This window comes from Halomonas mongoliensis (assembly GCF_052496345.1).
This window is the reverse complement of the sequence record NZ_CP199288.1, coordinates 1,169,282-1,188,813: the sequence shown is the minus strand read 5'-3', so window position 1 is coordinate 1,188,813 and position 19,532 is coordinate 1,169,282. Positions and strand designations below refer to the sequence as shown.

Genomic DNA, 19,532 nt, shown 5'->3' with positions numbered 1-19,532 from the left:
GTCGGTCGGGCACGGGGATCCGTCAGGGTCGGGCCGCATCGGCCTGGATGGCGAGCCAGATGGTGAGCTGGTCACGCAGCTCATCGGCCACCGCCTCGCTCTGGGCCAGGATCTCGTGGATGCGATTGAAGTGCAGCAGGCGCACGCCGGCGGCTTCGGGCTTCAGGTAGAGGTGCGGCGGCTGGCGCTCCAGGGCCTGCCGGATCAGCGACTGCTGCATGATGCTGAAGGTCTTGAACAGCAGGTCGGTGATGCCGGGCTGGGGCTCGCTCGCCGGGTTGCGGCTGCCGGAGACGTCCACGGCGATCACCAGGTCCATCTCCTCCATCAGCAGGTCGTAGGGCAGCGGGTTGGAGGTGCCGCCGTCGATCAGCAGCTGGTCGCCGCGGTGCACCGGCTTGAACAGCCCCGGCACCGCCATGCTCGCCTCGATGGCGGCGAACAGCGGCCCCTCCTCGATGACCACGCTCTCGCCGCTCCAGTAGTCGGTGGCCACCACCGCGAGCGGAATGCGCAGATCGTCGAAGCGCCGCGCCTCGGTGTGACCGGCCAGAAAACGGAGAAAACCGCCGGAGTCGAAGAGGCCGCCGTCGCTGAGGCCCAGCTGCAGCAGGTCCATCAGGTCCAGCTCCGAGCCCGCCAGGCCCGAGAGAGCGTCCAGGGGGGAGCCCGCCACATCGTCGAAGATGTCGAGGATCTCCTCGGCGGAAAGCCCCGCCGCATAGAGCCCGCCGATCACCGCGCCGATGCTGGTGCCGGTGATGCGGTCGGGAAGGATCTCCAGCTCGTCGAGCACCTGCAGCACGGCGATATGGGCCAGCCCGTTGGCGCCCCCGGAGCCCAGTGCCAGGCCCAGGGTGGGGCGCTCCGAGGCGCCGGCCTGGCCGCAGAGCAGCCCCAGGGTCAGGGCAGCGGCCAGCAGATGGCGGACGAGGCGGGGCAGGGGACGAGTGGTCGATTGTCGCACGCTGGGCTCCAGGCGATGTCGGCGGGAAGCGCCCCGAGGGGCCTTGCGCCACTATGCCACAGCCGGGCTCGGCGGGCGTGGTGGGAGGTGAGGTTCGAACGGGTTGCCAGGCGGGAGGCAAAGGGCCATGTTGAAGGCTGTGAGTGCGACGGAGAGTGACATGGCCGAGCCCAGGGGCCCCGCCCCTCGCCCCGACCCTTCCGGCCCCAGGCCGCCCGCTCCCGATGGCGGCGGTGGCGATGACCGTCAGGATGGCGGCCCCCCTGGCGGGAACGGACTGCCGCGCCAGCAGTGGCTGCTGTTCGTCTGGATGGCGGTGGCGATCCTGCTGATGTTTCACTACCTGGAGGGTGCCGACCGCCAGGCCCGGGTGGAGCTGACCTATTCCGACTTCCTCGAGGCGGTGGACGCCGGCCACGTGGGGGAGGTAACGCTGCGCGGCCAGGCCCTGGAGGGCGTCTTCAGCGACTCCGGCCGCCTCGATCTGGACCTGGGCGAGACCCGCGCCTTTACCACCACCCGCCCGGACGTGGAGAGCGAGCGCCTGCTGGAGCGCCTCGAGGCACAGCAGGTACGCATCGCCGCGCGCCCGGCGGAGCCCGCGGGGTGGCAGCGCCTGCTGATGGGGGTGGTGCCCTGGCTGCTGATGCTGGCGCTGCTGTTCTGGTTCTGGAATCGCATGCAGGAGCGCATGACCGGCGGCAGCGGCACCTTCGGCATGGGCAGGTCCCGGGCGCGCCTGGTGGAGCCCCAGCAGAGCAAGGTGACGCTGGAGGACGTGGCGGGCTCCGAGAACGCCAAGCGCGATATCTTCGAGGTGATCGAGTTCCTCCGGGAGCCCGAGCGCTTCAAGGCGCTGGGCGCGCGGATGCCTCGAGGTATCCTGATGATGGGACCGCCCGGCACCGGCAAGACGTTGATGGCCAAGGCGGTAGCGGGCGAGGCCGGGGTGCCCTTCTTCAGCATCAGCGGTTCGGAGTTCATCGAGATGTTCGTTGGGGTGGGAGCCTCCCGGGTCCGCGACCTCTTCCGCCAGGCCAAGGAGAAGGCCCCCTCCGTGGTCTTTATCGACGAAATCGACTCCATCGGCCGCACCCGGGGGACCGGGGTGGGCGGCGGCCATGATGAACGCGAGCAGACCCTCAACCAGATCCTGGCCGAGCTGGACGGCTTCGAGGGCCACGAGGCGGTGGTGGTGCTGGCCGCCACCAACCGCCCCGATGTGCTGGACCCGGCGCTGCTGCGCCCCGGTCGCTTCGACCGCAAGGTGACCCTGGAGAACCCCCATCGCGAGGCCCGGGAGGCGATTCTCGGGGTCCACACCCGGCGCATGCCGCTGGCGGGTGACGTGGACCTGGCGCGGCTGGCCGAGATCACCATCGGCTTCTCGGGGGCGGATCTTGCCAACCTGGCCAACGAAGCCGCCCTGCTGGCCGGGCGGCGCGGCTGCAGCAAGGTGGACTGGGCCTGCTTCCTGGATGCTCGGGACCGGCTGATGCTGGGAGAGGAGCGCGAGATGGGGCTCTCCGAGGCCCAGCGCCGCCTGGTGGCCTACCACGAGGCGGGCCATGCGCTGCTCGCCCATCTGCTGCCCCACGCCGACCGCCTGGAGAAAGTCACGGTGCTGCCCCGGGGGCGCACCCTGGGCGTTACCGCTCAGGTGCCCGACGAGGAGCGAGTCAACTACGGCGAGTCCTGGCTGCGCGACCGCATCACGGTGCTCTTCGGTGGGCGCCTGGCCGAGTCCATCGTCTATGGCGAGGTGAGCAGCGGCGCGGAGAACGACCTGGAGCAGGCGACCCGCCTGGCGCGGCGCATGGTGGCGCGCTGGGGCATGAGCGAGCGGGTGGGGCCCATGGCCCTTTCCCAGGGGCAGGAGCACGCCTTCCTGGGGCGCGAGATGACCCAGCTGCGCGAGCATAGCGAGGCCTCGGCGGGCCTGCTGGACGACGAGATCCGCCGGCTGCTGACGGAGCTGGAGGTGCGAGGACGTCGGCTGCTGGAGCAGCACCGCGGCGAGCTGGATCGCCTGGCCGAGGCCCTGGCGGCTCGGGAGACCCTGGAGGGCGAGGAGATCCGCGAGGTGCTGGAAGGGGGCGCCTCGCGGCTGCCGGTGCGGGCCTGACCACGGTAGCGCCCGGGGGGCCGTTCAGGCACCCCGGGCGCTGCTTCCCTGGTGGGACCTGCCCGGCGGAGTGGCTCAGTCGCCCGGGCCGCACTCCATGCAGCGTTCGGTGATCGCCGGCCCCAGCTTGAGGTTGGCGTTGAGGTCGCGCAGGGCGCCGCGCAGCCCCTCCTCGACCACCGGGTGATACCAGGGCATGGCCAGCATCTGGCCGACGCTGAGCTTCTGCTCCAGGGCCCAGGCCAGCAGGTGTGCCATATGCTCCACCCGGGGACCGAAGAGCTCGGCGCCGAGGAACTGCCCGGAGCCCTGCTCGGCATAGACGCGCATCAGGCCCCGGTTCTCCCGCATCACCAGGGCGCGCCCCTGGTCCTCGAAGGAGGCCTCGCCCACGGCCAGGCAGTCGCAGCCGCCCAGGCGCTTCTCCAGCGTTGCGTAGCCCTCGCCCACGGTGGCCATCTGCGGCTCGGTGAAGACGATGGCGAGCGGCACGTTGCGTCGGCCGGCGCGCAGCTCGGGGAAGCGCCCGGCGTTGTCGCCGGCGATGCGCCCCTCGCTGTTGGCCTCATGGAGCAGCGGCAGCTCCTGGTTGGCGTCGCCGGCGATAAAGAGATGGCTGGGGCTCTCGTCGGCGTTGCAGCACTGCAGGGTGAAGCGGTTGAAGCGCGGCACGCCGCGCTCGTCCAGGGCCAGGCCGGCCTTCTCCAGGTCCAGCCGGTCGACGTTGGGGCGCCGCCCGGTGGCAGCCAGCAGGTGGTCGAAGCGTTCGGTGAGGGTCTCGCCGCTGTCGCGCTCGACGAAGGTGATCACCACGGCGTCGCCGTCGCGCTCGATCTTCTCGACCCGGGCGTCGGGGTCGACGTAGAACTCCTCGTTGAAGGCGGCCTCGGCGCTGGCACGCACCTTCTCGTCCCGGAAGGGGCCCAGGGCGCCGCCCACGCCGAACACCCGCAGTCGCACCCCCAGGCGGTGCAGCGCCTGGCCCAGCTCCAGGCCGATCACCCCCGGCCCGAACACCGCCACGGACTCCGGCAGGTCGTCCCATGCGAAGACGTCATCGTTGATGATCAGCCGGTCGCCGGCGGCGTCGAACATCCCGGGCCAGGTGGGGCGCGAGCCGGTGGCGATGATGATGTTGCGGGCGGTCACCCGAGTGTGGTCACCGACGCTCAGGGTGTGGGGATCCTCGAAGCGGGCATGGCCCTCCAGGCGGTCCTGGTCGGGGATGCGCCGCATCGACTTGAAGACCCGCCCTACGAAGCCGTCGCGCTCCTCCCTGACCCTAGTCATGACGGCGGTGCCATCCACCTCGACCCCGCTCACCCGGATGCCGAAGCCCCCGGCATCCCGGGCCCGATGGGCGGCCTCGGCGGCGGCGATCAGCAGCTTCGACGGCATGCAGCCCACCCGAGCGCAGGTAGTGCCGAAGGCACCCCCCTCGATCAGTACCACGCTGTCGCTGTGCCGGCGGGCGGCGTGCCAGGCGCTCAGGCCGGCGCTGCCGGCGCCGATGATGGCGATATCGACCTCACGTTGCTGCATCGGGCTCTCCTTCCCTCGAGAATCGTTCATCCACTATGGCACAGAGGTGTCTCGCGGGGCCGGCATGCCGGGGCGGCGTCTTGACGCAGGAGCCGCGAGGCCTGTGTTCAGGTCGCCGCCATGACCCGGTTGCGACCCGCTTCCTTGGCGCCATAGAGGGCGGCGTCGGCCCGCTCCAGGGCCTGCTCCGGCGCTTCGTCCCCTTGCAGGCTGGCCACGCCGATGCTGGCGGTGACGGGCACCCGCAGGTGGTTGTGGTCCGGAAAGTGGTGCGTTTCCACGGCCCGGCGAATGCGTTCGGCCACCTCGGCCGCCCTGTCGCCAGGGGTGTTGAGCAGCAGGATGACGAACTCCTCGCCGCCGTAGCGGGCCACGCAGTCGTCGTTGCGCGTCTGGGCCAGCAGCACCCGGGCGAACTCTGCCAGGATCAGGTCGCCGACGGAGTGGCCGTGGGTATCGTTGATCTTCTTGAAGTGGTCGATATCCATCATCAGCACCGCGCAGGGGGTCAGGCTGCCGCTGGACTGCTCCTCGCGGCGCCAGGCCTGGAGCTTCTCCAGATGCAGCGACAGGGCGCCGCGGTTGAGCAGGCCGGTGAGGGGGTCATGGGTGGCCTGGCGGTAGACCCGCATCAGCAGGCTGAGCTGGAAGTGGTTGGCGGCCAGGGAGACCACCAGCAGGCTGGTCAGCAGCCAGAGCCCCTCGAACCCCGCCGGCGTCAGCCAGCTGCCGTCGACCATCTGGGCGAAGGCCAGCAGCCAGAGCAGGGCGAGTCCCGCGGCCAGGGACTCCAGGATGGTAAAGGGGAAGACGCTCAGGGCGGCGACCAGCAGGAAGGGAATAAAGGCATAGCCCGCCAGCCGGGAGGCATCTCCATTGGGCAGTAGTATCAGCACCAGGGCATAGAAGGCCGCCGGCAGCGCGAGCAGGAAGCCGGCGCTGAGGCGAATGCGTCCGATATGCTCGCGGCTGGCCCTGGCCAGCAGCAGAACACCGAGCAGGCCTGCCAGCAGGAGCCCGCGGCCGATCAGAGTGGTGCCCCACAGCTCGCGAGGCAGCATCATGGCGTCCACCAGCGCCCATAGCGGGGTGAGCAGCAGGAAGATGACCCCGACGGCCAGTACCCGATTGCGCAGGTAGTGGGCGTGGGAGTAGGCGAAGTCCAGCGAGTGGTGGCGGTTGCTGAAGGTGTCCCGAATCGACGTCAGGCTGGCTCTCAGCTCACCGCTGCTGCGCGGTGACCCGAAGGGAGGGCCTGGCACATGGCGCCTGCGCTGCTCGGGCCTCGGGGGGCTCCCTCTTTCGGTTGGGCTCGACATGGATAGGCAGCTCGTCTTGACCCCACCTTTCTCGGGGTGTGATGAAGTAGGAATGCAGGCCATCATAGCAGAGAGCCCGGACCGGCTTCGCGGTGAACGGTTTCAGCAGCGAACCGGGTGCCATTCTGCTATCCTGCAGGCCTTCAATTCTCTCGCTTCCCCGGGCTTGCCCGGTCAGCGCCGCTCGGCCTTCGCCGCTTCATAGACTGTCGACTCCGGCCGCTACCGGCCCCGGTCGGCTTGCTGTCGCCGGCGCTCCCTATTTGTCTGCAGGATCTTCCCTTGTCTGATGCCTCCCCCGATACCGCTTTCGCCACGCTGCCGCTGGCCCCGGCGCTGATCGATAATCTCGCCTCCCTGGGCTTTGCCGCCATGACGCCGATCCAGGCCGAGGGCCTGCCGCCGATCCTGGCCGGTCGCGACGTGATCGCCCGCGCCAAGACCGGCTCCGGCAAGACCGCGGCCTTTGGCCTGGGGCTGCTGTCGCGGCTCGCCCCGGCGAGCTTCCGGGTGCAGGGGCTGATCCTCTGCCCGACCCGTGAGCTCGCCGACCAGGTGGCCGGCGAGCTGCGCCGCCTGGCGCGCACCCTGCCCAACGTCAAGGTGCTGACCCTGTGCGGCGGCGCCCCCTTCGGCCCCCAGCTCGCCTCCCTGGCCCACGGCGCCCACCTGGTGGTGGGCACCCCGGGCCGCATCGAGGAGCACCTGCGCAAGGGCTCGCTGGTCCTCGACGGGCTGGCGACCCTGGTGCTGGACGAGGCGGATCGCATGCTCGACATGGGCTTCCAGGCGAGCCTCGAGGCGATCGTCGCCGAGACCCCGGCGTCGCGCCAGACGCTGCTGTTCAGCGCCACCTTCTCCGACGCCGTGCGCCCCGTGGCCGCGGCGCTGATGCGCGACCCGGTGACGGTGGAGGTGGCCGAGACCCACGACGCCGGCAGCATCCATGAGCGGGTCTACCGGGTCGCCGACGGCGACGAGGCGCGCCTGGAGGCGCTCTGCCGGCTGCTGCTGCACTTCCGCCCGGGTAGCAGCGTGGTGTTCTGCAACACCAAGCGCGAGACCGACGAGGTGGCCCAGGCGCTCGGGGCGGCGGGCTTCAGCGCTCTGGCGCTGCACGGCGACCTGGAGCAGGCCGACCGCGACCGGCTGCTGGTGCTCTTCGCCAATCGCAGCGCCTCCATCCTGGTGGCCACCGACGTGGCGGCCCGGGGGCTCGACATCGCCGAGCTGGATGCGGTGTTCAACTACCGGATCGCTCGGGAGCTCGAGGTGCACGTGCACCGGGTCGGGCGTACCGGCCGGGCCGGCAGCGCCGGCATCGCCTGCACCCTGGTCGGCGAGGGCGAGGCCTACCGGCTGGCGCGCCTCAACGACTTCCTCGGCGAGCTACTGGAGGAGGCCCCGCTGCCGCCCCGTGCGGTGCTCGCCCGGGAGCCGCTGGTACCGCCCATGGCGACCCTGCAGCTGGGGTCCGGCAAGAAACAGAAGGTGCGCCCCGGCGATATCCTCGGCGCCCTGACCGGCGAGGCGGGGCTGGCCGGCGACCAGGTGGGCAAGATCAAGGTGCTGGCCAACAGCGCCTATGTGGCCGTGCGGCGCGAGGTGGCCGACGCGGCCCTGGCGCGGCTGCTCGACGGTAGAATCAAGGGGCGCAGCGTGCGCGCCCGGCGGGTCGGCCGGTGAGGCGCCTCGGCGAATTTCGGGAGATGAGATGAAGATACCCAAGCGACTGCAGCCGCTGGTGGACGACGGCCTGATCGAGGCGGTCGAGAGCCAGCTGATGAGCGGCAAGGAGGCCCAGGTCTACGTGGTGCGCTCCCACGGCGAGCGGCGCTGCGCCAAGGTCTTCAAGGAGGCCAAGCAGCGCAGCTTCAAGCAGGCCGTGCAGTACCAGGAGGGGCGCCGCGAGCGTAACAGCCGCCGCTCCCGGGCCATGGCCAAGAAGACCCGCTACGGCCAGAAGGAGCAGGAGCAGGCCTGGCTCAACGCCGAGGTCGACGCCCTCTATCGCCTGGCCGCGGCGGACGTGCGGGTGCCCAAGCCCTATGGCTTTATCGATGGCGTGCTGCTGATGGAGATGATCTCCGACGCCGAGGGCTTCACCGCCCCGCGCCTGGACGACGTCACCCTGAGCGCCGAGCAGGCCCGCGAGTCCTACGCCAAGATCATCCGTGACGTGGTGAAGATGCTGTGTGCCGGCCTGGTGCACGGGGATCTCTCCGAGTTCAACGTGCTGATGGCCGCCGACGGCCCGGTGATCATCGACCTGCCCCAGGCGGTGGACGCCGCCGGCAACAACAGCGCCGAGATGATGTTCGAGCGCGACGTGGACAACATGCGCCGCTACTTCGGCCGCTTCGCTCCGGAGCTTCTGGCCACCGACTACGGCAAGGAGATCTGGGCGCTCTATGAGGCGGGCGAGCTGCATCCGGAGAGCGAACTCACCGGCTGTTTCGTCCACGACACCGCGCCGGTGGATGTGGGCGACCTGATGACGGTGATCGAGGACGTGCGCGACGAGGAGGCCTATCGCCGAGCGGCCCTCAACCGCGGCGACGAGCCCGGGGTGGAGGAGGCCGCCGAGGAGTGGCAGGCGGCCCAGAAGGAGCGCTGAGGCAGCGGTGGTGCCGTGTATCTGCCATCATGGTCCCATCGACCACGGCATGGGAGCGCAGCGATGCGACTGCAGCACGCCACCTGGCAGGAGGTGGAAGCCTATCTGGAGCGCGCCAGGGGCATCATCCTGCCCATCGGCTCCACCGAGCAGCACGGCCCCAACGGCCCGATGGGCACCGACGCCCTCTGCCCCGAGACGATCGCCTGGACCCTGGGCGAGCGTCACGGGGTGCTGGTCGGCCCGACCCAGGCGATCGGCGTGGCGCAGCACCACCTGGCCTTTCCCGGCAGCCTGACCCTGCGGCCGAGCACCCTGGTCGCGGTGCTGCGCGACACCATCGAGTCGCTGGCGCACCACGGCTTTACCCACGTCTTCTTCCTTAACGGCCACGGCGGCAATATCGCCACCGTCAATGCCGCCTTCGCCGAGGTGCTCGGCGAGCGCAGCCTGCGGCGCGAAGTGGCCGGCGAGCTGCAGCTGCGGCTGTTCAACTGGTTCGCCGGTCGCCGCGGCCGCGAGCTGGCCGAGTCGCTCTACGGTGATGCCGAGGGCAGCCACGCCACCGCCTCCGAGGTGTCGCTGGCCTGGCATGCCGCCCCGGCGACGCTGCGCGACGTAGCCATGTCGCCGCGCCGTGCGCCCGCCGGCAGCGCCCAGTGCGACGCCCACACCTTCCGCCGGCGCTTCCCCGATGGCCGCATGGGCTCCGACCCCTCCCTGGCCAGCGCCGAGCACGGTGCGCGCTTCCTCGAGGCGGGGGTCGAGGACGCCTGGGAGGCCTATCGGGCCTTCGTGGAGGGCGCCTGAGGGCGCGCGTGCCGGACGCTTTATGAAACCCGCCGCTGGCGGGTTTCTGCTATCGTGACCTGCCCATTTTCCGTTGCAGGAGGCGTCATGCCCATCGTCACCGTTCAGCAGTTTCCCCGCGACCTGGAGCAGAAGCGCGAGCTGGCGCGGCGCATCACCGAGGCCTTCGAGGAGGTCTACGGCGCCCGGGCCGACTCCGTGCAGGTGTTCTTCCAGGAGGTAGACGGCGAGCACTGGGCCCGGGGCGGCGTGATGGGCTGCGATGCCGAGCCGGGCTGAGCGCCTGCTGACTACACGACCCTGCTGAGACACCACAAGGAGTGACACCATGAAGCCGAGCCACAAGGCCTGGATCCAGGGACACCTGGAAGAGATCTTCACCGCTGTCCTGACCGCCTTCTTTACCGCCCTGATGTTCCGGGTGGGGCAGGGCATGCTCTTCTCCATCGTCAGCGGCCTGGCGCTCGCCTACCTGGTGCGCCTGGTGGCGGTGCCCAGAGCGGTGCGTGCCATCAAGCGTCGCCTGCCCTGGTTCGATGATGCCCGGAGCGACGAGGCCTCTCGCTGACAGGCCATCGCGCTACCCCGCCGGGGCGCCCTCCTGGCGCATTTCGTCTAGGCTTGTTCAGGCGGCGCAGGCCGTCTGCCTGCCGCTGCGGGATGTCAAACCAAGGAGGCGATAACAATGTACAAGTGGAACTGTTCCCTGGCAGTGGGGCTGTTTGCCAGCGCCCTGCTCGCAGCGCCGGCGATGGCGGACCTGGAGCGGGTCTCGGCCCCTGAAGGCGCCGAGGTCTACTTCATCTCGCCCGAGGACGGGGCGACTCTCTCGGGCCCGGTGACCGTGCGCATGGGGCTCAAGGGGATGGGGGTGGCCCCGGCGGGCGCCGACTTCCCCGACACCGGCCATCACCACCTGCTGGTGAACATGCCGCTGGAAGATGTGGACCTGGACGCGCCGCTGCCCTTCACCGACCATACTCGCCACTTCGGCGGTGGCCAGACCGAGGGCAGCCTGGAGCTCGAACCGGGCGAGTACCGCCTGCAGCTGCTGTTCATGGACTACCGCCATGTCAGCTTCGATCCGCCGCTGGTCTCCGACGTCATCACCGTGACCGTGGAGTAATGCGGCCTGCCGTCAGGCGCCGCCGAGGCGACTGACGGCCATTATCCCCAGGGCGCCGGCCAGGGCGAGCCCGATTACCGCCAGCGAGCCGGTCAGGCTCTCCATCAGCTCCGGCGCCACCAGCATGACGCCGCCCAACGCCAGCATCACCATCCCCCCGATCAGCTTCAGGGTGCGGCCGTGGGTCTCCTGCATGCGGCCGATGCTGAGCGTCGCAATGGCGACCGCCAGGATGGCGATCTCGATCGCCAGGTAGACCAGCAGATAGACGGCCAGCAGCCCGGCGAAGGCGATCCCCTCGACCCCGGCCTCGGCCAGCAGCGAGGTCCAGACCACCGGAAAGCCGGCGGTGCAGGGCAGCTCCACCAGGGCCACGCCGCCGGCCAGCACCACGGTGACCAGCAGGGTCACGGGAAGCGGGCGCTCCCGGCGCACCTCGCGGCTGCCGCGATAGATATGGGGCTTGAAGCGTTCGGGAATGCTGAAGGAAAAGCCCTGCCTGAAGGCAAAGTAGTCCTTGACGTTGACCGCGCCGAACACCAGGGCGAACAGCGCCACCACCAGCTGGATACCGGCCAGGTGACGGGCCACGGAGAGGGCGGCGAAGAGCCCGGCGATGAAGAGGCCGTAGAGGCTGGCGGTGACCAGTAGAAAGGTGCCGCCCACCGCGGCGGTGCGGGCCCGGGAGCCGCTGCCCAGGATCATCGCCAGCAGCACGCTGAGGACCCAGATCGAGCAGGGATTGAAGCCGTCCACGAAGGCGATCAGCAGGGTGGCGAAGAGCATCGACTCCCCGGCCAGATCGATGCGCCCCAGGGGGCCCAGGTCGAGCCGCCAGCGGGAGGCGTCGGCCGCCGCTGGCTCCGAGGAGAGCCGCGCCTCCAGCCCCTCCACGATGGCCGGCGAGAAGCCCACCCACACCTGGTCGCCCAGGATGAAGGTGGGCACGGCATTGGGCGTCCTGCCGAGCTCGGCCATCATGGCGAGAAAGCGGGCGCGCCCGTCCGGGTCCTGCACCACCTCGATGCGCCGCACCTCGAGGTCGGGCCGCTCCGTTTCCAGACGATCCAGCCAGGCGGCGGCCTCCTGGCAGAAGGGGCAGTGGTCGCGCCAGAAGTACCAGAGCACCTCGGCCTCGCCGCGCGCCTCCACCGGGGGCGTTGCCGCCTGGGCCTGGGGCGCCAGCGCCAGGAGCAGGGCCAGCAGGGTGCCGAGCAGCAGCCGGGATAGCGTGGTCAGGGAGAGGACGGGAGTGATCATCCGATTTCCTTGCGGGACGCGTCGAGACTCGACAGAGTATGCCGCAGGGAGTCCCCGCAGACGATTGGCAGAGAGGGAGGGTCAGGATGCTGCTGCGCTGGCTTGTCGGGATCGCACTGGTCTATCTGCTGGTGGTGGCGCTGGCCTGGGCCTTCCAGGAGCGGCTGCTCTACCTGCCGCATATGGGCCGCGAGCCCATCGGCACTCCGGCGGATCGCGGCCTGGCCTGGGAGCCGGTGCTCCTCGAGACCGAGGATGGCCTGGCCCTGGACGCCTGGTGGCTGCCCCACGAGCGGCCTCGGGCCAGCCTGCTCTTCCTGCACGGCAATGCCGGCAATATCTCCCACCGCCTCGACTCCCTGGTGCAGTTCCACCGCCTGGGGTTCGCGGTGCTGATCCTCGACTACCGCGGCTATGGCCGCAGCGAGGGGCGTCCCTCCGAGGCGGGGCTGGCGCTGGACGCCATGGCCGGCTGGCGCTGGCTGCGGGAGGAGGCCGGCCAGGCCCCGGAGGAGGTCGTGCTGTTCGGGCGCTCCCTGGGGGCCGCCGTGGCCGCCGAGCTGGCCGAGGAGCGGGAGGCGCAGGGCGAACGGCCGGCGGCGGTGATCCTGGAGTCGCCCTTCCGCTCGGTTCCCGAGCTGGCCCAGCGCGTCTACCCCTTCCTGCCGGCGCGCTGGCTGGCGCGCTTTTCCCACGATACCGAGAGCCACGTCGGGGGCATCACGGCGCCGCTGTTGGTGATCCATAGCCGCGACGACGAGATCATCCCCTTCGCCGAGGGCGAGGCCGTCTACCGGGCGGCGCGTGACCCGAAGCGCCTGCTCGAGATCCGCGGCGGCCACAACACCGGCTTCCTGGAGAGCGAGCCGGACTACTCTGAAGGGATCGACGGCTTCCTGGTCGAGGTCGGCGGGCTCGACCGGCCCGGCGAGTGAGGAGGTGATCCATGGGGGCATGGCAAGCGTGCCGGCGTGGCGGATCGGCCCTGGCGGCGGCACTGCTGCTGGCGCTGCCTGCGGGCGGCTGGGCCGGCGATGACGCGGACGGCTGGAGCCACGAGCGCAAGGCCTTCTGGCTCAACGGGGCCATCGTCGGCGGCGTCACCGCCTACGGCTTCGGCGTCTGGAACTGGGGGGAGTCGAGCTTTCGCACCGAGAGCGAGGGCTGGTTCGGCCGCGACACCGCCTCGGGGGGCGCCGACAAGCTGGGCCACGCCTATGCCGGCGCGGTCTCCACGGCGATCGCCGCGAGCCTCTACCGGCGCTGGGGCTATGCGGAGCGTGAGGCCGCGCGGCTGGGGGCCTTCAGCGGCCTGCTGTTGACCACCACGGTGGAGGTGGGCGATGGCTTCTCGCCGGACCATGGCTTCAGCTGGGAGGACCAGGTGGCCAATATGGCCGGGGTGGGGCTCGAGTACCTGCGCCTGCGCTACCCCGAATGGGGGGAGCGGGTGCAGTTCCGCTGGGAGTACTTCCCCTCGCCGGCCATGCGCGACGGCCGTGAGTATGACATCACCACCGACTATTCGGGCTCTCGCTGGCTGCTGGCCTTCCCGCTGCAGGCCTGGGGCGCCGGGGAGACGCCGCTGCGCTGGGTGGAGCTGCAGGCCGGCTACGGCACCCGCGGCTACTCCTCCACCGATCGCGACTATTTCGATGCGCCCTCGCGGCACCCCTTCATCGGCGTGGGGATCCATGTGCCGCTGGTGCTGGGGCGCATGGGCGCCCCGGCAGGGGTGCAGCGCGTCTTCGAGTACGTGCAGGTGCCGGGTACCGCCTGGCCGCTGCCGCCCTGAGCGGGCGGCAGCAAGAGAGCGTTACTCGGGCAGCTCGGCGTTGTGGAAGACGTTCTGGACGTCGTCCAGCTCGTTGAGCATATCGAGGAATTTCTCGAACATCGCCACGTCGTCGCCTTCGATGGGGGTGGTGGTCTGGGGCACGAACTGGATCTCGTCCACCTCGAAGTCGAGCTCGCCGAAGGCGTCGAGCAGCGCCTGCTTGGCCTTGGCATATTCGGTATGCGGGGCGAAGACGGTGATCTGGCCCGCCTCGTTCTCGATGTCGGTGACGTCGACATCGGCCTCCATCAGCGCCTCCAGGGTGGCCTCCTCGTCGTCGCCCTTGAAGGCGAGGATGGCGCAGTGGTCGAACATGTGGCTGACGGTGCCCGGGGTGCCGATCTTGCTCTTGGTCTTGGTGAAGCAGGCGCGCACGTCGCCGAAGGTGCGGTTGGGGTTGTCGGTCAGGCAGTCGACGATGACCATCACATTGCCCGGCGCGAAACCCTCATAGCGGGCCGGGGAGAAGTCCTCGCCGCCCACGCCACTGGCCTTGTCCAGGGCCTTCTCGATGACGTGGCTGGGTACCTGGTCCTTCTTGGCGCGCTCGATCAGCCCGCGCAGGCTGAGGTTGCCGGCGGGATCGGTGCCGCCCTGCTTGGCGACCACATAGATCTCGCGGCCGTACTTGCTGTAGACCTTGGTCTTGGCAGCGGCCGTCTTGGCCATGGATTCCTTGCGGTTCTGAAAGGCCCGTCCCATATCGTTGTCCTGTAGCGTTCAACACGAGGCTGGATTCTACGAAACCGGGCCGGAGGCGAACAGGGATATTTTCGCTTCCTTCCGCTGGTCTGCGTCGGGTCCGGGGCTACACTGCCGATAGCCCGAGCGCCCCGCTCAGGCTGGCGCTCAAGCGCCCCGCCTTCGCCGGAGAGCCTTCATGGATCACCACGCCTATCGCCACGCCCTGGCCGTTCACCTTGCCGGTGCCGAGCTGCCCTTCGCTCCCGCCGAGTTCGCGGCCCGCCTGGCCCGGGTTCGCGCCGCCATGGGCAGGTCGGGCCTGGAGGCGCTGCTGCTCACCGACCCCGCCGATATCTTCTACCTGACCGGCTATCACACCTTCGAGGTCTCGGTGCACACCGCCCTGGTGGTCTCGGCCGACCGGCGGGTGCTGCAGGTGCCCTCCATCGAGACCGGCCCGGCGGTGGTCACCGCCGAGGTGGACGAGATCCTCGGCTACTGCTGGGAGGGGATCGAGGAGGTGATCGCCCCGCTGGCCGAGACGCTCTCGCCCTTCCGGCGCATCGGGCTGGATGCCTTCGGGGCCGGGCTGCGCTTCGGGGTGATCCGCGAGCTGCAGGCGCGGCTCGGTGCCGAGCGCTTCTCCGACGACGGCGGGGCCCTGCTCGATGCCATCCGCCTGGTCAAGACGCCGGCGGAGCTCGACTGCCTGCGCGAGAGCGCGCGGATCACCGCCGCCGGCCTCGCCGCCGCCGAGGCGGTGATCGCCCCGGGCGTCACCGACAACGAGGTGGCCGCCGAGGGCGCCCGGGCCATGCTGGCCGCCGGCGGGGAGTTCATGAGCCTGCAGCCCATCGTCACCAGCGGGCGGCGCATCAGCGTGATCCACGTCAACCACAAGCGCACCGTCATCGAGGCGGGGGATCCGGTGTTCCTGGAGTTCGGCTCGGCCTTCCAGCGCTACACGGCCCCCATGATGCGCACCGCCGTGGCGGGCCGGGCGCCCCCCGAGATGCAGGCGGTCCGCGACCTCTGCCGGGCGCTGTTCGAAACGCTCACTGCCGAGATGCGCCCCGGCAACACCTTCGATGCGGCGGCCCGGGCCGCCGAGGCGGTGCTCGCCCCCCACGCCGAGCGGCTCTTCTTCTCGTGGGTGTTCGGCTATGCGGTGGGCGCCCAGTTTCCGCCCAGCTGGGTAGAGGGCACCGGCTACATCGCTCGCGGCCAGCCGCGCGAGTTCGCCGAGGACATGGTCTTCCACCTGCCGCTCTGCCTGCGCCTGCCAGGGCAGTGGGGGGTCGGCCTAAGCGATACCGTCAGGGTCACCTTCCGCGGCGCAGTCCCCATTACCGACAATGACTGGCGGCTGGCAGAGGCCTTCGGTTGAGACATTGGTCTACATTGGCGTATTTTTAGTATACAAAAGTTGTGTACACCCTGGCTCTTGGCTAGGCTCAGTCATCGCGACCCCAACCAACGACAAGAATCGCGATGAGCCCCCCGATGAGCACACCACATCCTAGTCAGTCCGTCTTCGACTTCCATGGCCGGCCGCCCCTGGCCAGGGCCCTGCCGCTCTCCTTCCAGCACATCCTGGCGATGATCATGGGCACGGTGACCGTGCCGATCATCGTGGTCGGTGCCGCCGGCGGCAGCCTGGCCGAGCAGATGCTGCTGATCCAGATCTCGCTGATCGCCTCGGCGCTGGCTACCCTGATCCAGCTCTACGGCGTGGGGCGCTTCGGCGCCCGGCTGCCGACCATCTTCGGCGTGGGCTTCGCCTATGTGCCCACTCTGGTCGCCGTGGGTGCCCAGTACGGCATCGGCGGGATCCTCGGTGCCCAGGTGGTGGGCGGCCTGGCGATGATTCTGGTGGGGCTCTTCATTACCCGCATCCGCCACCTCTTTCCCCCCATCGTGGCGGGGGTGGTGGTGCTGGTGATCGGCCTCTCGCTGTATGACATCGCCATCCACTACATGTCCGGCGGGGTGGGCGCCAGCGACTATGGCGACCCGCAGAACTGGCTGGTTGCACTGGTGACCCTGGGGGTGGTGCTGGGGGTCTCCCAGTTCGCCCGGGGCTTCATGAAGCTGGCGGCGATCATCTGCGGCATCGGGGTGGGCTATGCGCTGTCCCTGGCGCTGGGCATGGTGGACTTCACTCCGGTGCGCGAGGCGGGCTGGTTCAGCGCCCCGCGGCTGATGCCCTTTGAGCTCGAGTTTCACGCCGCCGCCATCCTCTCGGTGGTGATCATCTGCGTGGTCAACTCGGTGCAGACCATCGGCGACCTCTCCGCCACCTCGGTGGGGGGCATGAACCGCGAGCCCACCACCCGGGAGCTGTTCGGCGGGCTGCTGGGCAACGGCGCCACCACCGCGGTCGGCTCCTTCTTCGGCGCCATGCCCACCTCCTCCTACAGCCAGAACGTGGGCATCGTGGCGATGACCAAGGTGGTCAGCCGCTTCGTGCTGGCGCTGGCCGCGCTCTTCCTGCTGGTGGCGGGCCTGGTGCCCAAGTTCGGTGCCGTGATGACCACCATTCCCTATCCGGTGCTGGGCGGGGCCACCATCACGGTGTTCGGCATGATCACCATGACCGGTATCCAGCTGATCACCCGGGACGAGCTGTCGGCGCGCAACATGACCATCGCCAGTCTCGCCCTGGCGCTGAGCATGGGGGTCTATGCGGTACCCGAGGCGATCGGCCAGCTCCCGGCGATGCTGCAGCTGGTGGTGGGCGGCTCGCCCATCGTGGTCGCCGCCCTGGTGGCCTTCACCCTCAACCTGGTGCTGCCGAAGCGCAGCCTGGCCGACGAGGCCGCCGAGCGTGAGGCCCTGGCCAGGGCGATGGCCGAGGAGGAAACGGCCGCTCGGCCGGCACGCCGCGCCGAGGCCTCCTGAGGGTGTGCCCCGGGTTGGTCCGGGGCACCAATGGCGGCTCGCCGCGGTCTGAGCCGAGAACCCTGACGATGCTGCCGAGCCTGGCTCGCCGGCTTTCCGCGCCGGCAAGGCAGCGCGTCCTTCTCGGGAGGTCCGTGCATGAGCATGACGCTGCTGCTGGTTCTCGTGACCACGGCGGTGACCCTGGCGGCCTGGGTCTGGCCCCGGCTGCACGCGGCGCTGGTCTACTGGCCGCCCGGCGTGGCACGGGGGCAGTGGTGGCGGCTGCTGGGCCACGGCTTCATCCACGCCGACGGCACCCATCTGCTGTTCAACATGATCACCCTCTACTTCTTCGGCACGGTGATGGAGCTGGTGCTGACGCCGCGCATCGGGCCCTTTGGCTTTCTGCTCTTCTACCTGTCGGGGCTGCTGGTGGCGATCCTGCCCACCCATCTGCGCCACCGTCACGATATGCGTTTTCTCAGCCTGGGCGCCTCCGGAGCCGTGGCGGCGCTGCTGTTTGCCTATATCCTGCTGCGGCCCTGGTCGCTGCTCTTCGTGCTCTTCGTGCCGGTGCCGGCGATCCTCTTCGCGGCGGCCTATGTGGTCTACTCCCTGCGTGCCCAGCGGCGCGGAGGCGATCGCATCAACCACAGTGCGCACCTGTGGGGCGGCGTCTGGGGCGTTGCCTTCATGCTTGCCCTGGAGCCGGCGCTGGCCCTGCGCTTTCTCGATGCGGTCACGTCGCCTGCCAGCGGCAGCCTCTGGCAGGGTTAGCTGCCCCGAGGTTCGGGGCAGCGGTCACTATCGGAGGCGCCCGCCTCATGGCCGATTACCTGCACGGTGGTGGAGAGGGTCAGCCGTTCCCCGGGCGTCTCGGTGAACAGCAGTTCGCCGAACAGCGCCAGGTAGCCGCTCTCGGGGTAGGGCAGTGCGAGGGCTAGCTCCCCGTCGCTGGCCTCAAGGGGGTGGGGGGCCCAGCGGGCCTCGCGGAAGTCGCGTGTCGGCGCCTGTGCCACCCAGGCCCGGGCCTCGCTGACGGATTCCGTGGCGCTCACCCGCAGCGTCACCCTCTCCTCCTTGCAGTGGTACGTCCAGGCCAGCGCCGGCAGCGGCTCGCCACGGCTAACGCGGCGGTGGAAGGCCACCAGGCTCGGCAGCAGGCGGGCATAGTCGCGCAGCCGGTGGCCCTGGTTGGGCAGGTAGAGCAGATGGCGGGGCTCGGGCAGGGCATCCCAGTAGAGGTTGAGGGCGTCCACCGGCCAGTAGGCGTCGTTGCTGGCCAGCACCAGCAGCTTGGGCTGGGTCAGGCGCTCCCGGTAGCGGTAGGGGTCGACCATGGCCTGCAGGGCGCGGCCCGCCTCGCTGTCGAGCCGGGCATCGATACCGCGCTGGGTATAGTCCGCGATCTGCGGTGAAGGAGCCCCCCACACCCGGCGCTGGTGGGCCAGCTGCGGCTCCATGTCGAGGATATCGAACACCATGGGGGCCTGGGCCGCCACCCGCGGGTCCACCGCGGCGGTGAGCCAGGTGGTCCAGCCGCGCTTGGAGGCGCCGGTCAGGGTGAAGGTCTCGAGAGGGGCCTCCCAGTCGGCGGTCAGCGCCTGCAGGGCATCCATGGCGCGCACCGCGCTGTTGACCATGGGCAGCAGCAGCGGCCAGTCGGCCTCTTCGGGGGCGTCGAGAAAGCGCAGGAAGGTCTCGGCGATCAGGGCATCCTCGGTCAGCCCGCCCAGCAGCGGCTGGAAGGGCACCTGGCGCAGCACCGCCACCGGCGTCTCCAACGCCCGGGCCAGGGCCACGAAGCGTGCGGCGTCCCGCGGCGGCTCCCGGGAGGGCTCGCCCACGGTCGGCCAGGTGCCGCTGCCGATGAACAGCAGGGCGTGGCGGTCGCCCTGCCCCTCTGTGGGGTCGATCAGCCAAAGCTGATGGTGCCAGAGGGTGTCGCGCCAGCGCTGGGAAGTCAGTTCGATCAGCCGGGTCTCGGTGCCGAGGAGGCGCTGCCGAGCGACCTCCTCCCAGTGAAAGGCCGCATCCGGCCTTGCCACATAGGCCTCGAGTGGCGTGTCCGGTGAGCGGGCGGGCGTGTCGTCCGCTTCAGCGGCGAGGGGCAGCAGGCAGGCGAGGAGCAGGGTCGCGAGTCGCATGGGCGAGGGCCTCCGCAGGGAGTCTCCTGCAGCATAGCGAACCCGCCAGGCCTCGCGGTATCGTGGCGAGGACTATTGCCCCTACCGATGCGGTGTCGGCGAAAGGCGCAGGAGCAGCCGGGGGTGATGTCGCCATCTGCGACACTCCTGGCCCGCATTCGGCGAGCCGCTATGACTACACTGTGGCCAGGGAGTGACTCCCTGCCCCGACCCCG

At 70.0% G+C, this 19,532-nt stretch carries 18 protein-coding genes; 12 read left to right on the top strand and 6 right to left on the bottom strand.

Translation table 11 applies throughout. The features are described 5' to 3' along the window. Window positions 1-22: 22 nt before the first annotated feature. On the bottom strand, window positions 23-967 hold the full coding sequence (locus ACRYRV_RS05480; RefSeq protein WP_444985714.1) for a patatin-like phospholipase family protein: 945 nt from the start codon (window positions 965-967) through the stop codon (window positions 23-25). A 160-nt stretch (window positions 968-1,127) separates the two neighbouring features. Here ACRYRV_RS05480 and ftsH point away from each other — a divergent pair, with 160 nt between their 5' ends. After that, entirely contained in the window at window positions 1,128-3,092 is a 1,965-nt protein-coding gene (gene ftsH, locus ACRYRV_RS05475; protein ID WP_444985715.1) for an ATP-dependent zinc metalloprotease FtsH, read from the top strand. A gap of 75 nt (window positions 3,093-3,167) precedes the next feature. Here ftsH and ACRYRV_RS05470 read toward each other — a convergent pair whose 3' ends face one another. Both ACRYRV_RS05470 and ACRYRV_RS05465 read right to left on the bottom strand, forming a co-directional pair. Beyond that, window positions 3,168-4,634: a dihydrolipoyl dehydrogenase gene (locus tag ACRYRV_RS05470; protein ID WP_444985716.1), complete on the bottom strand. Its 1,467-nt coding sequence runs from the start codon at window positions 4,632-4,634 to the stop codon at window positions 3,168-3,170. Window positions 4,635-4,741: 107 nt separating this feature from the next. Further along, window positions 4,742-5,896 (bottom strand): diguanylate cyclase, encoded by a 1,155-nt coding sequence (locus ACRYRV_RS05465; protein WP_444985717.1) that lies wholly within the window; start codon window positions 5,894-5,896, stop codon window positions 4,742-4,744. Between the two features lie 339 nt (window positions 5,897-6,235). On the opposite strand from ACRYRV_RS05465, the gene dbpA reads away from it, so the two are divergent. The 6 genes from dbpA to ACRYRV_RS05435 all read left to right on the top strand — a co-directional run bounded on the left by dbpA (window position 6,236) and on the right by ACRYRV_RS05435 (window position 10,506). Next, window positions 6,236-7,639: an ATP-dependent RNA helicase DbpA gene (gene dbpA / locus ACRYRV_RS05460; RefSeq protein ID WP_444985718.1), complete on the top strand. Its 1,404-nt coding sequence runs from the start codon at window positions 6,236-6,238 to the stop codon at window positions 7,637-7,639. 28 nt (window positions 7,640-7,667) lie between these two features. Next, a complete protein-coding gene (locus ACRYRV_RS05455; protein WP_253449156.1) occupies window positions 7,668-8,570 on the top strand; it encodes a PA4780 family RIO1-like protein kinase in 903 nt (300 codons plus the stop codon). A gap of 63 nt (window positions 8,571-8,633) precedes the next feature. Continuing rightward, entirely contained in the window at window positions 8,634-9,380 is a 747-nt protein-coding gene (locus ACRYRV_RS05450) for a creatininase family protein (RefSeq protein WP_444985719.1), read from the top strand. A gap of 87 nt (window positions 9,381-9,467) precedes the next feature. Next, entirely contained in the window at window positions 9,468-9,659 is a 192-nt protein-coding gene (locus ACRYRV_RS05445) for a tautomerase family protein (protein ID WP_253449162.1), read from the top strand. A gap of 49 nt (window positions 9,660-9,708) precedes the next feature. Continuing rightward, window positions 9,709-9,948 (top strand): hypothetical protein, encoded by a 240-nt coding sequence (locus ACRYRV_RS05440; RefSeq protein WP_253449165.1) that lies wholly within the window; start codon window positions 9,709-9,711, stop codon window positions 9,946-9,948. Between the two features lie 117 nt (window positions 9,949-10,065). Next, window positions 10,066-10,506, top strand: a complete 441-nt coding sequence (locus tag ACRYRV_RS05435) for a DUF4399 domain-containing protein (RefSeq protein WP_444985720.1) — start codon at window positions 10,066-10,068, stop codon at window positions 10,504-10,506. Between the two features lie 12 nt (window positions 10,507-10,518). Here ACRYRV_RS05435 and ACRYRV_RS05430 read toward each other — a convergent pair whose 3' ends face one another. Further along, complete coding sequence (locus tag ACRYRV_RS05430; protein WP_444985721.1) at window positions 10,519-11,766, bottom strand: hypothetical protein; 1,248 nt, start codon at window positions 11,764-11,766, stop codon at window positions 10,519-10,521. An 86-nt stretch (window positions 11,767-11,852) separates the two neighbouring features. On the opposite strand from ACRYRV_RS05430, the gene ACRYRV_RS05425 reads away from it, so the two are divergent. Continuing rightward, a complete protein-coding gene (locus ACRYRV_RS05425; RefSeq protein ID WP_444985722.1) occupies window positions 11,853-12,701 on the top strand; it encodes an alpha/beta hydrolase in 849 nt (282 codons plus the stop codon). Between the two features lie 11 nt (window positions 12,702-12,712). Then, complete coding sequence (locus ACRYRV_RS05420; protein WP_444985723.1) at window positions 12,713-13,561, top strand: DUF2279 domain-containing protein; 849 nt, start codon at window positions 12,713-12,715, stop codon at window positions 13,559-13,561. A gap of 21 nt (window positions 13,562-13,582) precedes the next feature. Here the strand turns inward: ACRYRV_RS05420 and ACRYRV_RS05415 are convergent, their stop codons facing one another. Continuing rightward, window positions 13,583-14,305, bottom strand: a complete 723-nt coding sequence (locus ACRYRV_RS05415; RefSeq protein ID WP_253449175.1) for a YebC/PmpR family DNA-binding transcriptional regulator — start codon at window positions 14,303-14,305, stop codon at window positions 13,583-13,585. A 178-nt stretch (window positions 14,306-14,483) separates the two neighbouring features. Here ACRYRV_RS05415 and ACRYRV_RS05410 point away from each other — a divergent pair, with 178 nt between their 5' ends. The 3 genes from ACRYRV_RS05410 (at window position 14,484) to ACRYRV_RS05400 (ending at window position 17,947) form a co-directional block, all read left to right on the top strand. Further along, entirely contained in the window at window positions 14,484-15,674 is a 1,191-nt protein-coding gene (locus ACRYRV_RS05410) for a M24 family metallopeptidase (RefSeq protein ID WP_444985724.1), read from the top strand. 116 nt (window positions 15,675-15,790) lie between these two features. After that, the gene (locus ACRYRV_RS05405; protein ID WP_253449181.1) at window positions 15,791-17,188 is read left to right on the top strand and encodes a uracil-xanthine permease family protein; all 1,398 of its coding nucleotides are present in this window, start codon (window positions 15,791-15,793) and stop codon (window positions 17,186-17,188) included. A gap of 138 nt (window positions 17,189-17,326) precedes the next feature. Next, window positions 17,327-17,947, top strand: coding sequence for a rhomboid family intramembrane serine protease (locus ACRYRV_RS05400; RefSeq protein ID WP_253449184.1), 621 nt, complete (start codon window positions 17,327-17,329; stop codon window positions 17,945-17,947). On the opposite strand, the gene ACRYRV_RS05395 is transcribed toward ACRYRV_RS05400, so the two are convergent. Beyond that, entirely contained in the window at window positions 17,944-19,317 is a 1,374-nt protein-coding gene (locus ACRYRV_RS05395; protein WP_444985725.1) for a PhoPQ-activated pathogenicity-related family protein, read from the bottom strand. The two genes, ACRYRV_RS05400 and ACRYRV_RS05395, sit on opposite strands and share 4 nt — an antisense overlap. Window positions 19,318-19,532 lie beyond the last annotated feature (215 nt).

Bases quoted from the DNA above. Each gene is read 5' to 3' on its own strand.
- ftsH (WP_444985715.1), top strand. From the start codon at position 1,128: ATGGCCGAGCCCAGGGGCCCCGCCCCTCGCCCCGACCCTTCCGGCCCC.
- ACRYRV_RS05470 (WP_444985716.1), bottom strand. From the start codon at position 4,634: ATGCAGCAACGTGAGGTCGATATCGCCATCATCGGCGCCGGCAGCGCC.
- ACRYRV_RS05455 (WP_253449156.1), top strand. From the start codon at position 7,668: ATGAAGATACCCAAGCGACTGCAGCCGCTGGTGGACGACGGCCTGATC.
- ACRYRV_RS05450 (WP_444985719.1), top strand. From the start codon at position 8,634: ATGCGACTGCAGCACGCCACCTGGCAGGAGGTGGAAGCCTATCTGGAG.
- ACRYRV_RS05445 (WP_253449162.1), top strand. From the start codon at position 9,468: ATGCCCATCGTCACCGTTCAGCAGTTTCCCCGCGACCTGGAGCAGAAG.
- ACRYRV_RS05440 (WP_253449165.1), top strand. From the start codon at position 9,709: ATGAAGCCGAGCCACAAGGCCTGGATCCAGGGACACCTGGAAGAGATC.
- ACRYRV_RS05435 (WP_444985720.1), top strand. From the start codon at position 10,066: ATGTACAAGTGGAACTGTTCCCTGGCAGTGGGGCTGTTTGCCAGCGCC.
- ACRYRV_RS05430 (WP_444985721.1), bottom strand. From the start codon at position 11,766: ATGATCACTCCCGTCCTCTCCCTGACCACGCTATCCCGGCTGCTGCTC.
- ACRYRV_RS05425 (WP_444985722.1), top strand. From the start codon at position 11,853: ATGCTGCTGCGCTGGCTTGTCGGGATCGCACTGGTCTATCTGCTGGTG.
- ACRYRV_RS05420 (WP_444985723.1), top strand. From the start codon at position 12,713: ATGGGGGCATGGCAAGCGTGCCGGCGTGGCGGATCGGCCCTGGCGGCG.
- ACRYRV_RS05415 (WP_253449175.1), bottom strand. From the start codon at position 14,305: ATGGGACGGGCCTTTCAGAACCGCAAGGAATCCATGGCCAAGACGGCC.
- ACRYRV_RS05410 (WP_444985724.1), top strand. From the start codon at position 14,484: ATGGATCACCACGCCTATCGCCACGCCCTGGCCGTTCACCTTGCCGGT.
- ACRYRV_RS05405 (WP_253449181.1), top strand. From the start codon at position 15,791: ATGAGCACACCACATCCTAGTCAGTCCGTCTTCGACTTCCATGGCCGG.
- ACRYRV_RS05400 (WP_253449184.1), top strand. From the start codon at position 17,327: ATGAGCATGACGCTGCTGCTGGTTCTCGTGACCACGGCGGTGACCCTG.
- ACRYRV_RS05395 (WP_444985725.1), bottom strand. From the start codon at position 19,317: ATGCGACTCGCGACCCTGCTCCTCGCCTGCCTGCTGCCCCTCGCCGCT.